The sequence below is a fragment of the Paenibacillus sp. RC21 genome, assembly GCF_044907935.1.
Classification (GTDB): Bacteria; Bacillota; Bacilli; order Paenibacillales; family Paenibacillaceae; genus Paenibacillus; species Paenibacillus terrae_A.
Genome location: NZ_JBIYCS010000002.1, coordinates 876,726 through 890,772 on the forward strand (window position 1 = coordinate 876,726; position 14,047 = coordinate 890,772).

General features: G+C 45.4%; 11 protein-coding genes. 2 read left to right on the forward strand and 9 right to left on the reverse strand.

Annotated features, from left to right (window positions below):
- Positions 1 to 149: 149 nt before the first annotated feature.
- A complete protein-coding gene (locus ABIA61_RS09270; RefSeq protein WP_404580617.1) occupies positions 150 to 626 on the forward strand; it encodes a GyrI-like domain-containing protein in 477 nt (158 codons plus the stop codon).
- Positions 627 to 765: 139 nt separating this feature from the next.
- Positions 766 to 2,571 (forward strand): helix-turn-helix domain-containing protein, encoded by a 1,806-nt coding sequence (locus ABIA61_RS09275; RefSeq protein WP_404580618.1) that lies wholly within the window; start codon positions 766 to 768, stop codon positions 2,569 to 2,571.
- 446 nt (positions 2,572 to 3,017) lie between these two features.
- Here ABIA61_RS09275 and ABIA61_RS09280 read toward each other — a convergent pair whose 3' ends face one another.
- The 9 genes from ABIA61_RS09280 to ABIA61_RS09320 form a co-directional block, all read right to left on the reverse strand.
- Positions 3,018 to 3,203 (reverse strand): hypothetical protein, encoded by a 186-nt coding sequence (locus ABIA61_RS09280; protein ID WP_404529708.1) that lies wholly within the window; start codon positions 3,201 to 3,203, stop codon positions 3,018 to 3,020.
- Positions 3,196 to 4,203, reverse strand: a complete 1,008-nt coding sequence (locus tag ABIA61_RS09285; protein WP_404521206.1) for a phosphotransferase — start codon at positions 4,201 to 4,203, stop codon at positions 3,196 to 3,198. The genes ABIA61_RS09280 and ABIA61_RS09285 overlap by 8 nt, the downstream gene beginning before the upstream one ends.
- Positions 4,204 to 4,371: 168 nt before the next feature.
- A complete protein-coding gene (locus ABIA61_RS09290) occupies positions 4,372 to 5,370 on the reverse strand; it encodes an AraC family transcriptional regulator (RefSeq protein WP_404521204.1) in 999 nt (332 codons plus the stop codon).
- Between the two features lie 86 nt (positions 5,371 to 5,456).
- Positions 5,457 to 6,653: an MFS transporter gene (locus ABIA61_RS09295; protein ID WP_404580619.1), complete on the reverse strand. Its 1,197-nt coding sequence runs from the start codon at positions 6,651 to 6,653 to the stop codon at positions 5,457 to 5,459.
- A 30-nt stretch (positions 6,654 to 6,683) separates the two neighbouring features.
- A complete protein-coding gene (locus tag ABIA61_RS09300) occupies positions 6,684 to 9,461 on the reverse strand; it encodes a family 78 glycoside hydrolase catalytic domain (RefSeq protein WP_404580620.1) in 2,778 nt (925 codons plus the stop codon).
- A 261-nt stretch (positions 9,462 to 9,722) separates the two neighbouring features.
- Positions 9,723 to 10,724 (reverse strand): ABC transporter ATP-binding protein, encoded by a 1,002-nt coding sequence (locus tag ABIA61_RS09305; RefSeq protein WP_283652701.1) that lies wholly within the window; start codon positions 10,722 to 10,724, stop codon positions 9,723 to 9,725.
- Positions 10,708 to 11,697 (reverse strand): ABC transporter ATP-binding protein, encoded by a 990-nt coding sequence (locus tag ABIA61_RS09310; protein WP_283652702.1) that lies wholly within the window; start codon positions 11,695 to 11,697, stop codon positions 10,708 to 10,710. The genes ABIA61_RS09305 and ABIA61_RS09310 overlap by 17 nt, the downstream gene beginning before the upstream one ends.
- A 60-nt stretch (positions 11,698 to 11,757) precedes the next feature.
- Complete coding sequence (locus ABIA61_RS09315) at positions 11,758 to 12,693, reverse strand: DUF1177 domain-containing protein (protein ID WP_283652703.1); 936 nt, start codon at positions 12,691 to 12,693, stop codon at positions 11,758 to 11,760.
- Between the two features lie 14 nt (positions 12,694 to 12,707).
- Positions 12,708 to 13,979: a M20 family metallopeptidase gene (locus tag ABIA61_RS09320; protein WP_404580621.1), complete on the reverse strand. Its 1,272-nt coding sequence runs from the start codon at positions 13,977 to 13,979 to the stop codon at positions 12,708 to 12,710.
- Positions 13,980 to 14,047: the final 68 nt, after the last annotated feature.

Genomic DNA, 14,047 nt, shown 5'->3' on the forward strand with positions numbered 1-14,047 from the left:
AAATACACTTATTGGCTTCATCAAGCAGATGTACCTTTACTGACTGGTCTGATACCGTTCGAATTATATAGTATAATCGATTTTAAACCGTCTGTTGACTGGCTACCTAGTTATAATATGAATGTTATGAATAGGAGGTTGTGTGTTTAATGACAATGGAAGAAGTGCTTACGCTGGAACGTAATGAGACGAAGCTCGTAGGATACTCTGTAACCGCGTCGTTAAATCAAGATCTGGAAACCGGAATTGTCGTAAGATTACGCGAAGAACTCTTTGACAAGCGTCATGAAATTACAAGTCGATTAGACGAAGACGGAATTTACTTGATTCAAGTTTACCCAGAGGACGAATGGACGCCAGATGTTCCGTTCGTAAGTATTGTTGCGGCAGAAGTCAGCAATTTTGCATATATTCCAGAGGGATTAGTTCGTCATACGATACCGGCTGGAATATATGTGAAGGTCACTCATCAGGGACCTGAATCCCAAATAGATGGAACCTATGACTCAATCCGTGATAGGGGGATCAGTGCTTCTCGCTCTTTTGATTTCGAGTATTGGACTGATATTCATTCTCTGGAACAAAAAGACAGCACGATAGATATTTATATGCCCTGGGAAGCTTAAGCCGATGTAACAAGGGCCGAATGCACCGCTACGCATGTGTTAACTTATATTATTTCGAGGTGTTTTTATGGAGTGGCTGGAAACGATCAGATTATGGAGCCAAACGCCGGTTAAGGTGCTGGACATTCGTCATTTTACGATGAAGCCTGGAGAGAGATTGAGTTCCTATTCCCTGCCTTCAAGCGGATTTCTATTCGCCAATCAAGGAGAAGCCAGATTGATGCTTGATGAAATCGAAACCTCAGCAGCCAAGTTTCAGGTTCTCCACGGCGGAAAAGGAGCAAGTCTGAATATCTGGTGCTTAAACCAGCCGTTTGAATACTACCTCATTTTATACAAACCCGTTCAAGAGCGAGCGGGTCAAAGCTCATTCGAACGAGAAGATCGGATGGCTCGATTTAGACAAAACTATGCGTTTCAGGCCCTCTATCCGCTCCCCCTGATATCGCTTGTCGAACAAATGAATCAGCATTGGTCTAATAGAAATGAACTGGACAAACTGCAAGTGAATGGATTGTTCTATCAATTCGTGCATGAACACTTTCGTCAACTACAGATGAAGGAAATCAAAATATCCGAGCCGGATCTGGCTACACAAATAGCTCAATATATTCAAGAGCATTTTCAAAAACCAATCGCTATGGAGACGATGGCTAAACGGTTTCATTACAGTACCCACTACCTCGTAAAGGTGTTTAAGCGAAAATATGGATGCAGCCCTATCGAGTATGTCGTTCAGACCCGCATCAACAGGGCCAAATCCCTGTTAGCTGATACAGATGCTTCCATTCAGGAAGTTGCCGAAAACGTTGGTTATACCAATTTTTATTATTTTAGTAGACTTTTCAAAAAGCAAACCGGCGAAACCCCAACACAATTTAAAATGCATAGCCTTGTTTCAAAAAGTTCAACAAATACAAATTTTACACTCAAATCATTCATTGCTCCCCGATCAGGACAACGTTATATTGGTAACAATGATAATCATTATCAACATGATGCTTGGAGAGTGAACGATATGAATGTTAGCTTTAAGCCTGCTTTTGCTGTTACCCTTTTGTTCAGCCTAACTCTGCTGCTGGCAGCTTGCGGCGGCGCGAGTGACGTTGCGAAACCAATTGAAACAAGATCGTATACAGATGCACTTGGTCGACAAATGGAAATTCCTGTTCAACCCAAAAGGGCTGTTGTTATTACATACGGCGGTTATTTGCTTCCATTAGGCTTAAAACCGGTAGGTGTCAATCAGGAGATACTCGATCTTTATCCTGAGAAGATGGCTGATGTCGCTAGCATAGGCAAAGGAACAGGTAATATCGAGGCCATTTCCGAATTGGAGCCGGATTTGATTATACTGTCGGATTTTCACGACAAAGCAACCTTTGAGCAGTACCAAAAAATCGCCCCAACTATTGCAGTAGCATGGGGTGGCGATCCAGACGTGGTGAATACACTACGGACGTTTGGCGACATTATGAACCGGAAAACAGAAGCAGAATCCTGGATTGCTAAGTTCGAGAAAAAATTACAGGGCATTCGGGAACAAACTCGCATCCCCATTAAAGCAGATACTACCGCAATCTCTTTCATTATTCACAAGGGAGAGGTACTGCTTGGAGGTGAGGGCGGTACGCTCGGAAAATTGATTTATCAGGATTTCGGTTTCCAGATGCCTGAGCAATTCAAACCCTATGCCGATGGCGGAACTGCTCTTTCCATGGAAGCTCTGGTCCATCGTCCGGCTGACTATTTCTTTACTCAAATGACAGATCAAGAGTTGAAGCAAACCATGCAGTTGTTCAGCGAGCCTGTGTACCAAACGATTCCCGCTGTGAAAAATAATCACATTATTAATGTTTCCCGTGATAAATGGAACAATGGCCCCTACCTGGTGGATGAGGCGGTCGATTCGTTGATTGAACAAATATCTCAAATTCAGCCATAGGGACATACAGCACCTTCATTGAGGTTTTTCAGGGGTAAAATGATTAAAAATAGCGAGAAGCCCAAAAAAATCGGCATCTCGCTATTTGCTATTCATATAGTTCCCATGTTTCTGTACACAGCTCAATGAAAGAATTTGCAGCATGTCTGCAATCGTCATACCCCAAACGACATGGCATTCGGCATATACTCCGGCAGCTCGTAAGCAAGATTCATTTCTCTCAAATCTTCGGTATCGAAAAACTGAAAATAACGTTCTCCATTTTGAAACTCCCCGCCGTTAGAGTATTCAAAAAATGGATATAGCTGTCCGGAAATTCACCCCGGGGAAAATTCCAGCCAACAGGATTGAGAGGTATGTATTGATCGTAGTATGGAGAAGACTTTGGAAAAGGGTTCACTTTGATCAACCGTTAAAGTATGCATGTTCATTCCCCTTATCCACTTTCAACCCGCGAACTGATTTTTGAAAACCTGTGTTTGATCCAAAATCACCCACTGATTCAGCTCGTCGTATCCTTTTACAATTGCTGTGATCTCAAGCTTTGGATACAACCACTCGGATGGTTTCTTTTCCGCATATGAACGAGTGTCTGCCAATCTCCTCCTCATCTTGCGATAAAGTTCATTCATACGCCATTCCTGCGAGGATCAACTCCTCCTGAATCCAGCTACTTCGGGTAGACAGTTGCAGCAAGTCGGCAGCGATCTGCTTGACCTGCTCTTGTAACACATGTGGCTGATCCGTTCCTTCTAGAAAGCGGCTCAAAAAATGAAGAAATACATCTACCTTCCTGAGCTGCATCAATACAGGTAAAGCATCAATCTCGGTTTGGGACAGATGAACTCGGCGGCTGAAGCCCCGGCAAAAATCCCGAACTGCTCTCGTCTCCTCCGGTTGACCCAACAATCCTGATAAAATGACCGCTGGTTCCATGACCCGAACGTCTAACGTACAAAACTCAAAATCAAGCAGTGCAGCCACTTGGCTATGATCGTTATCCTTTACCAACAAATTGGAAGCGTTCAAGTCCCCATGTACAAGCTGATGCGGCAACTCTTCCAATGCATGAAGCGAATCTGTAATCTCATCATATACTTTTCCTATCCATCGCAGCTCGTCATGCAAAGTTTTTAGGGGCTCTGGCGGATGTAGGCAAATCTCTCGAACTATCTCCTGGTTACACAATGGGTAGGATTGCTGCAAGGCGTAATACGGTCGGTAAACTGGAGCCATATCAAGATTGAATGTCGCAAGCACAGCAGATAATTCACCCGTGACCTCGCCAAAGGAATAGGCAAAGCATGATTCCTGCTCCAGTGGTGATTTGCCTTCTATGTAATCGAACAGACAGACATATTTGCCGCTTTCCTTCTCAAGCTGAGCGAGTGTCTCTCCCGTCACTGTTCGAATTGGCATCGGCACCCTGAATGATAGTGAATGCATACTTAGCGCCTGCAAAACAGCATGCTCAAATTCAATTTTGTCCCTATCTCTGTGTGTATCGTAGACGCGCAGCACCCCGCTTCGCCTACCACCCTTAACAAAATACGTCGTATTATTCCAACCCCCGGTTCGTTTCTGCAACGTTCCGTTCCACTCCGGCCAGTGCCGTCTTAGTATCGCTTCCAAGGATGTATCCTCCCTTTTGCCGGAAATAAAGGTATCCAGCAACCTATCATTTCATCAGCCTTGTGCTTATGAATTTGCAGCTATTATAACATATAGACGCCCAATTAAAATTGGACGTCTATTACACCATATAATGGTCATAGCGTTTACATGATCCTTGGATATCCTTCATTTCCTCAACTGCTTGTTTCGGATATTTTGCGGGGTAGCGCCATAAGCCATTTTAAATTTTTTATAGAAAAAACTCATGCTGTTATATCCAACTTGCTTAAATATCATTTCGAACGGCAGGTTGGTGTTCACAACCAGAGAATAGGCTGCATTAAGTTTAATATTGGCAATAAGCTGAGTGTAAGTAAGACCGGTTACCTTTTTTAACTTATTACTTAAATACGTACTATTGTAATTAAAATGATTAGATAGCTGTTGCAGACTTAAATGCTGATAATGCTCTTCCATGTAATTCAGAATAGATGTAATATTATTTTCCTGCTGGTTTAAATGAATATTATGTTCGCTTTCCAATACACGGACCAATTCTCCAAAAATAATTTGCAAGTAAGCCTTGACTAATTCCATCGAATCCTCATACCTTGAAAAATATTCGATTAAGATTCTGCGCAGTGTATATTGAAGGTTTTCATTATATTGCGACTCAAAAATAATAAAGTGATTATGGTGTTGATGCTGGAGGACAGAGTTGGCGAGAAATTCGCCAATCAGACTTTTTTTCTTGGATAACCGTTGTAAGAACAGAGAAGAAATCGTTTCTCTTTGCAGCAAGATATTAATAAGGATATCGTCTTCTCCCAAAGGAGCGATGCTGTGCGGCACATCCTTATCCAGGACACACACTTGGCCTTCACAAAGCTGAATTTCTTTGCCTGCTATGATTTGATTGCACTTACCTGAATAAACATAGTTTAATTCAATAAATTCATGCATGTGCTCCAGCATCGGAGCAAATCTATTGTGCTTGCTAATATAAATATCATGTTCTCCAAAGAAAAACAAAGCGGGCATACGATACATATTCTGATTTATATCATAGTATCGTTCGTCCTCCGATTCTTCGGAGAGATCATTAATAACTTGATGGTTTTGTTGTTGTAAAAGTTCGATTTCCGTTTTGGTTCTCAACAACTGGTCCAACTCATGAAGGTTCATAAACACTGACTCCTCCTTCATTATATGATGGAAAAACGGGCGGTTCTCCGCCCGTTGAAAAAACTACCTGTACCTGATGACTCCCATTAACTATGGACTACAGCATGAGCTTTGCTTCCTCTTTCTTTAATAGCGATTCCCAAACAGATGAGTGCAGCAATTATAAACACAACCGCAGAAACGAGGAAGGAAAATGAGGCGGTTTCATTTCCAAACAACATGCCAACTAACTTGATGATATAAGGTGAAGCAAACGCTCCCAAATTGGAGCCTACCATTGCAATCGAAATAGATATCGTCTCACTGCCTTTAGGCACGATTTTAGTTAGTATGGTAAAGATATAAGGAATAAACAGCGCAAAGCTAAAGCCAATGATAAGCATGGCAACAGTAACCATGGTAACATTCTGAGCAAACCACAGCATTACAAAACCTGTTGCTGTTAATAGACTGGAGATAAAGGGTGCGTAATTTCTAAACCATTTATATATTTTACCAAACAAGAAGCCTGCAATCATAGTTGCCAAGGAGAACAGCGTTAACGCGGTTCCTAAAAAACCAGGATTAGGCATATTCTTTTCAGCAATCATAATACCTGTTTTAGTATACACAATCATGATAAAGGTCATAAACAGGAAAAGTGCAGCTCCTAATCCAAGTACAGGTATGGATACTCCGCCGCTCTTGTGGTCCGTTCCTGTTGAACGCTCCGCTGTAGGCTCCACACGCTCTGGTTCGGGAATGATAAAAAAGAATAACAGCGCAACAGGAATGGTGATAGCATAGCATAAAAAGGCAAACTTCCAGTCGATTAAGGCAAGCTGTCCTGCCACAAAAGTAGCTAAGCTGCTTCCAAGCCCTTGAACGGCGCTTTGAAAGCCTACTAATTGGGCACGTTCGTCCCCTTCAAAAAAATCACTAATTAAGCTAACAGCCAGCGAATTGAACATCCCGAGACCTGCACCTAATACCAGTCGCAACGCGAGAATCCATGTAATGTTAGTAGTGAACATAGGAAGGATTCCGCCGATGACCACGAGCAAAAGTCCTAGCATGACTGTATTTTTTTTGCCCAATCGGGAAGAGATCGGACCACTCAACAGCACAAACAGCATCATCGTGAAGGATGGAATAGTAACTACACTTTCAATCAAAGAACTAGAAACCCCTGATAATTGATTCAGCATCATCGGTATGATAGCCGAAATGGCACTCGCTGATGTCAGTACTAACGAAATGGACAGCAACGCTGTTTTAAACAATACTTTGTTTTTTATATTCATCAAGTTACTCTCACCTCTAGTCTATGTTATTTAGCCTCTGGTTGTATGTGCAGGAACTTGGGTAGTCTGGCAGTATCTGTACTGGAAGACGTACTTCCCTGAACCGACCGTAAACGTAATTTCATGATCTCCGCTCCTTTGGAAAATCTCCTGTTCACCTGCAATCCCCATTCTCCCAGCCAGCTCCTGTGGTATATAAACAGGCGGATTCTGAATCGACGGATATTGCGTTGCAATGGTCTGCTGTAATGCATCCGGCTCCATAACTCCCGGAAGTGTAATCACAGCCGTCGCATTATGCGGAACGCGAACCGTCATCTGCATTTCTTCATTCACGATTTCCCAATGGACTTCCAGCGCACCATATGGCGTTTCCAGTTTCCCGTGGGCCGAAGTAAGATTAGCAGGCGGTTTAGGAGCTAATCGTGATTTTTTATAACCCGCTTCAACCACATCGATTCCGGCAATATTTTGGTACATAAAGTCTCCAACTGAACCGTATGAATAGTGATTGAACGAGTTCATATCTGTACTCCAGAACGAGCCGTCCACTTTGATGCTGTCCCAATGCTCCCACATGGTCGTTGCCCCCCGTTCAACCTGATAGAGCCATGAAGGATAATCATTTTGGAATAAAATCTTATAAGCTACATCCGTATAGCCATTGTCGGATAAAACCAGGCATAGGTAGGGTGTGCCCACAAAGCCGGTATCCAGATGCATATCATTTTTTTCTATAAGCCGTACGAGCTCCTGGATCACTTGCTTTTTATACTTGTCCGGCACCAATCCAAAGTGCAGAGCAACAATCTGTGCAGTCTGAGTATTGGAGGTCAGTTGGCCAGCGTCATCGAAGTAGCGGTTCGCAAAAGCAGTTTTAATCCCCTCATGTAAGCTTTTATATGTGTTGTAATCGGTATAACGATTAAGCAGTTTGGCCGTCTGCGCCAAAATATGAGTCGAATATGCAAAGTAAGCAGTTGCCACCAGCGTTCCGTCGGTCGCCCCAAAATAACTTCCTTCTTCACTGTCCAGCGCCAGCCAGTCTCCAAGCTGCAAGCCGGTATCCCAAAGATATTCTTCGTTCCCCTGGGCGCGGATGTAATCCACCCATGCTTTCATACTGTCATACTGCTGAGCTAAAATTTGCTTATCCCCATAGCATTGATACATGGTCCACGGACATATAACCGCCGCGTCTCCCCATGCTGCCGTCGTTTTGTCCATATTATCGGCAAAGGTTCCTTTGAGGACATCCGGCACTACAAAAGGCACTGCCCCATTCTCCAGCTGGTTATAAGCCAAATCCTTCAGCCACTTTCGGAAAAAGGAAACCGCATTCATATTGAAGCTGGCCGTTCTGGCAAAAATCTGTGCATCACCGGTCCAGCCTAATCGCTCATCGCGCTGCGGGCAATCGGTTGGCACATCCAGGAAATTCCCCTTTTGCCCCCACACAATATTGTGCTGTAATTGATTGAGCTTTGGATCGGATGTCTCAAACACCCCGATATTCTCCATATCCGAATGCAGAACAACGCCCGTAAAATCTTCAATTGTAACGCCATCCGGAAAGCCCTCAAGCTTTACATATTGAAAGCCTTGAAAAGTGAAATGTGGCCGAAATATCTCCTTCCCCTTCCCACTGCAAATGTACGTAATCTGCTGAGCTGCATCACGAATGTTATCCCTGTAAAAGTTCTCTTGCTGGTCTAGCACTTCACCATGAACCAGCTTCAAAACCGTACCTTCGGGCGCTTCAACTTTAAATTCCAGCCATCCTACCATATTTTGACCCAAGTTAAGCACAAGCTCGCCTTTGGGGGTTCGAATGAGCTCAACAGGCTTCAATCGGTTCATCACACGGACAGGCTCATTCTCCTGAGCAACCAGATGACTTAATGGGAACGGGACGACCTGCATCATTTTCCGTTCCGTTAAAGAGCTATGTTCGGGTGTCCGCTGCTCAAGTCTGGCATCATAGATTTCGCCGTTATAAATATCCGACATTAAAATGGCACAGCTCGTTTCCTCCCAAGAAGAATCAGAGCAAATGAGTTCAGAACGGTCATCTTCATAACTAATCTCCATTTGTAGTAGCAATGCATTCGTGTCCCCGTAGGTGTCCTTGCGCTTCTGCCAGCCCAGATAACCGCTATACCAGCCTTCTCCCACCGTTGCTGTGATTCGGTTATTTTGTTCTTGAATGGCAGAAGTCACGTCATACGCTTGCACCTGGACACGATCGTTATAATCCGTCCATCCTGGGGTAAAGTAAGCATCGCCCACTCTTTGTCCATTTAACTCCAGTTCATACAGACCCAGGCTTGTAGCATAAATGACTGCTTTTTTCACTTTTCCCTCAACTGAAAAACACTTGGAAGTGGCAAAAGGAGCGCGCGTCTGAAACTCTTCATTTATGTTCCGCTCCTTCACCGTGATCCATTGTGCTTTCCAGTCCTGCTCATGGAGCAACGCCATCTCCCAAAAGCCGGACTCACTCCATCCCGATTCTTCTGCTTCTGTGTCACCCGCTCCCTGAGCCCACACTTTTACCCGATAATAATATCTTTGTCCTGATTCTAGTGGAGGGCCTTCATATGGAAACAAAATGGATTGATCCGAATAGGAAAAATGATTCCAGATCAGCGGTTCAAAAGTGAGATTAACAGATACTTGCAATTGGAACCGTTTTTGTGAAACATACATTTTGTCAGATTCAATCTGCCAACTGAGTCGCGGCTTTTTACAACCAAGTCCAATCGGATTATTTAAATGCTCGCATCTAAGCGCTTTCACTTTTAACATTCTTATGTCCTCCCTGAGGTCTTCTTTTGTATTTCTATACTTAAATTAAAACGCTTCCATCGATTATACGTCAATGTTGTATCCATGCATGTTATATGCTTGATTTACAGGTGTTGAAATTCCACCTCATATATTGAATCTTAAAATGGATCTATTAGAAAAATATGTATGCTTTCAAAGCAGCGCTCATTAAAAAAGCCTGAATCCGTTTGGGGCGAATTCAGGCTTGAATTTTACTATAAAGTATTTTTTTTAGCTAGCTTATGCCTGTCCGGCTATCGCTTGTTCCGGCGTGGAGGTCGGGTACAAGTGGCAGGCGACCTGCCGACCTGGTGCAGCTTCGGCAAAGATTGGCTGTACTTTGCTGCAAATGTCCATGGCTGCCGGGCAGCGGTTGTGAAACGCGCAGCCGCTGGGCGGATTTTCCGGGCTCGGCACATCGCCTTTGAGTACAATCCGGTCCCGTTCCGCTTCCGGATCGGCTACAGGTACCGCAGACATCAACGCCTTCGTATAAGGATGCAGCGGCTCCTTGAACATTTCTTTGGTCGGTGCGAGTTCGACCAGCTTGCCCAGGTACATCACACCAACGCGATCGCTAATAAATTTGACGACCGACAGATCATGGGAAATAAACATATACGTCAGGTCGTACTGTTTTTGCAAGTCCTTCATCAGGTTGAGCACCTGCGCCTGAATGGACACATCGAGCGCTGAGACCGGCTCGTCACAAACGATAAATTTGGGATTGAGCGCCAGTGCCCTTGCAATCCCGATCCGCTGACGTTGACCGCCCGAAAATTCATGCGGGTAACGATGAGCGTGATAAGGGGACAATCCGACCACTTCGAGCAGGTTTTCTACACGCTCCTTGAGCTGTGCTTTGCTCAACTTTTCATGGGTGATGAGTGGTTCTTCCAGCACCTGCTGCACCGTCCATCTTGGATCAAGTGAAGCAAAGGGGTCCTGAAACACCATCTGCATATCCGTTCTGAATTTGCGCAGTTGCTCGTTATTTAGCTTCCGTATATCCGTACCGTTAAACAGAACTTCTCCATCCGTCGGCTCGATCAGTCTGAGGATTGCCCGACCTGTTGTAGATTTGCCACAGCCAGATTCCCCCACAATGGCCAGAGTTTCGCCCTGCTGTACCGACAGCGTTATACCATCCACCGCTTTGACTGCTCCCACTTCTTTGGAAAAAAGTCCCTTTTTGATCGGATAGTGTTTTTTCAGGTTACGTATTTCAAGCAGTGTACTCATGATATCCCTCCTGCTGTAGCAAGCAGCGGCTTTTGTGCCCAGCTTCCACTTCCACAAGCTCCGGGGCCTCTGCAAGGCAAATTTCTTTGGCAAACTGACAGCGTGGTGCAAAACGGCAGCCTTTTGGCATATCGAGCGGGTTGGGAACCTGGCCCGGAATAGAAGCCAGACGCTCCTGATCACTATTCAATTGCGGCAATGATGCTAACAGACTTTGTGTATACGGATGCTTGGGATCTTTAAAAAGCGTTTTGACATCCGTCTCTTCCACCACCTGCCCGGCGTACATAATAACTACCCGATCACACATTTCGGCTACAACGCCAAGGTCATGGGTAATCATCAGAATGGAAGTTCCTTCGGACTTTTGCAGGTCACGCATCAAATCAAGGATTTGCGCCTGAATGGTCACGTCGAGTGCCGTGGTCGGCTCATCCGCGATCAGCAGCTTCGGATTGCAGACCATTGCCATTGCAATCATAACCCGCTGGCGCATCCCTCCCGAGAGCTCATGCGGATAAGAAACGGCTACTTTCTCTGGGCGTGGGATGCCAACTTTAATCAGCATTTCCACTGCCATGTCCTTGGCTTTATGTTTACTTACACCGTGATGGTATCTGGCAGATTCGGCAATTTGTTTACCGATTTTGAACACGGGATTCAGCGAAGTCATAGGCTCCTGGAAAATCATAGCCATCTCATTGCCTCGAATTGAACGCATTTTCCGTTCTGAGTAATCCAGTATGTTTTCGCCGTTAAACCGCACTTCACCAGCAGCTACTTTCCCAAGCCCTTTGGGGAGAAGCTGCATAATGGAAAGGGAAGTGATGCTTTTGCCACACCCGGATTCCCCAACAATCCCGAGTGTTTCCCCTTTGCCAACCGACAGATCGACGCCGTCCACTGCCCGGATGGTACCCGCCGCAGTCTTGAACTCTGTGCGGAGATTGGTTACTTCAAGCAATTGTGCCATGTCCTCTTCCCCCTCCTTGTCCACAATGTATCTTCACGTTTTTATCTAAAAGGAACGAGCCTATTCGGACTTGCCCATCGTTTGCAAATGCTTCATGTCTCCGTACAGCTTGGTGATATGTTGAAATTCTTTTTCCGAATGAAAAGAGCATTGTCCGCGTCCATAGGCCTTGGCTGCTTCGACAGCCACTTTGGCTGCCAGCGCAATATCGCCTTCGTGGCTTGCACCCGTTGCACTGCCTGGTACGGGGGCGGCTGCGGTAATCGCTACACCCACAACCGGAGCCGATGTTGCTACCGCTGGCTGCAAAATGCTGTTGATATGATACAGATCGTTGCCATAAGGTGTGATATCCTGTGTGGTCACGGCAAAAGTAACACACGGTTCGCCGGTTACGGTCTGCACAATATCGACAAGGTCTTCGCTGATCCGCAACACGTAGCCCTCGCGTACGGTAGGGGAAATAGCAATACCTTTATGGTTGATGACACGATTCCCTTTTGTGGTATCAATCGACAGAATGGCTTCCATCTCGGGAGTCACTTCATACTGGTTCATAGTCAAAATATCTACTGGCGAATCCATAAATGGAACCGGATCATGCGGCTGGGTAGGTGCATCCGGACAAATGTGCGTACAGATAATCACGTCGCCGTCCAGCACATCACCTTTGGACTGCATAGTCAAAAGCTTGGCTGCTGTTGAAATCGCTGCTGCCGCGCCATCGCCATCAGATACAAATCCGATCATTTCCGGACGTGCTCCAAGTCCGCCAAGACGACCAATTACACCCAGAGTTGGGCAATTGCCACCGCGAATACGGCCGTTTTTCCCAGCAATAACCACTTTGATAAAATCTGTAGAGCCTTTTTCACCCTGAACAGTTGTGACGCTGATGTCCGCTTGACCCAGTTGTTCCAAATAAGCTTTTACTTCCGTCCCGCTGGCGGACGGGCTATCCAAAAGATCATATACCTCGTAAACTTGTTTCATCATACGTCCAGCTCCCCTTAAGCTTCTGTTTTTGTAGTTTTCAGATATTTAAGCGCCGTCAAGGCGTATACTTTCGCGGATTGAATGATCTGCCATACCGGAGCTCTTTCGTTGAAGTTGTGGATGGTTCCCAGGTCGGCAGGTCCATATTGCAATACCGGAATATTATATTTGCGGAATGCACGTGCATCACTGGTTGCCCACTGCAACACGCCATAGGCTTCTTTACCGCTAACCTCAGCGATGGAATCCACAAGATCATACACAATCGGTTCGGTTGGCGGAGTCCAGTTGGCATTACCGAAAAACCCGAACTGCTTGGGTTCAACGTGAATGTCTACACTAGCAAGTAATTCTTTCGCTCTAGCCAGTACATCCCGGTGGTCTACACCAAAAGGAACGCGGGAATCCACTTGTACCGTACAACGGTCGGCAACCACATTGACTTTGGTGCCCCCCTGGATCGTACCGATGTTCACTGTTACATGGTCAAAGGCTTGCCCATAAGCCGGGTTTTCCCGTTCGCTTACATAACGCTTGGAAATTTCAATGATCTCTTTGACTTCTTCCGGAATGTCCGGTTTGATATCCCACAGTTGTTGCAGGGCTTCAATTCCTCTGGCTGCTTTCAAAATAGCACTTTCACCTGCGATCGGTTGCAGACTGCCGTGACCCGGCGTACCTTCAACGGTAAACTCAAACCAGCAGCTTCCTTTTTGACCGATCGTCGGATTTTGCGGGCCCGAAGGCTCTGCAATTACAGCAGCCGTTCCTTCAATCAGTTTTCTTTCCAGCACCCAAGGTACCCCAAGATGGCCCCCGGTTTCTTCGTCTGGAACAACCAGCAGCGACAATGCGCCCTCAAGTGGTACACCGAGTTTGGATAACAGCGCCACTGTAAAAATCAATCCACCCAAGCCCGCCTTCATGTCCGAAGCGCCGCGGCCCAGCAAATATCCGTCACGGATTTCGCCACAAAACGGGTCAAAATCCCAGCGAGTGCGATCCCCGGCCGGAACAACATCCGTATGTCCGCAGAAGATCAGTTTTTTTCCATCTACGGATTCAGTTCCATAGTCGGAAATAAGATTCCACATATTTGGCCCGGATTCATGTACAGTTGTTTCAATCCCCGCTTCTTTAAGGTAGTCCATAATAAACTGGCTGATTTCACGTGAATCACCTGGAGGATTTTCCGAGGGAAACTGAATTAACCGCGAGCAAAGCTCAAGCAGTTCATCCTGCCGTTTTTCTATTTCATCAAGAACTAACGTTTTCCAATCTGTCATTTCCATTCAACCCTTTCACGTTTTCCATATCGCTAACTGAACCCTTACTTTCCATACAGATCAGCTTC

Excerpts from the sequence above, each read along its gene's own strand:
- ABIA61_RS09270 (WP_404580617.1), top strand. The coding sequence starts at position 150 with ATGACAATGGAAGAAGTGCTTACGCTGGAACGTAATGAGACGAAGCTC.
- ABIA61_RS09275 (WP_404580618.1), top strand. The coding sequence starts at position 766 with ATGAAGCCTGGAGAGAGATTGAGTTCCTATTCCCTGCCTTCAAGCGGA.
- ABIA61_RS09280 (WP_404529708.1), bottom strand. The coding sequence starts at position 3,203 with ATGAATGAACTTTATCGCAAGATGAGGAGGAGATTGGCAGACACTCGT.
- ABIA61_RS09290 (WP_404521204.1), bottom strand. The coding sequence starts at position 5,370 with ATGAACCTTCATGAGTTGGACCAGTTGTTGAGAACCAAAACGGAAATC.
- ABIA61_RS09295 (WP_404580619.1), bottom strand. The coding sequence starts at position 6,653 with ATGAATATAAAAAACAAAGTATTGTTTAAAACAGCGTTGCTGTCCATT.
- ABIA61_RS09300 (WP_404580620.1), bottom strand. The coding sequence starts at position 9,461 with ATGTTAAAAGTGAAAGCGCTTAGATGCGAGCATTTAAATAATCCGATT.
- ABIA61_RS09305 (WP_283652701.1), bottom strand. The coding sequence starts at position 10,724 with ATGAGTACACTGCTTGAAATACGTAACCTGAAAAAACACTATCCGATC.
- ABIA61_RS09310 (WP_283652702.1), bottom strand. The coding sequence starts at position 11,697 with ATGGCACAATTGCTTGAAGTAACCAATCTCCGCACAGAGTTCAAGACT.
- ABIA61_RS09315 (WP_283652703.1), bottom strand. The coding sequence starts at position 12,693 with ATGATGAAACAAGTTTACGAGGTATATGATCTTTTGGATAGCCCGTCC.
- ABIA61_RS09320 (WP_404580621.1), bottom strand. The coding sequence starts at position 13,979 with ATGACAGATTGGAAAACGTTAGTTCTTGATGAAATAGAAAAACGGCAG.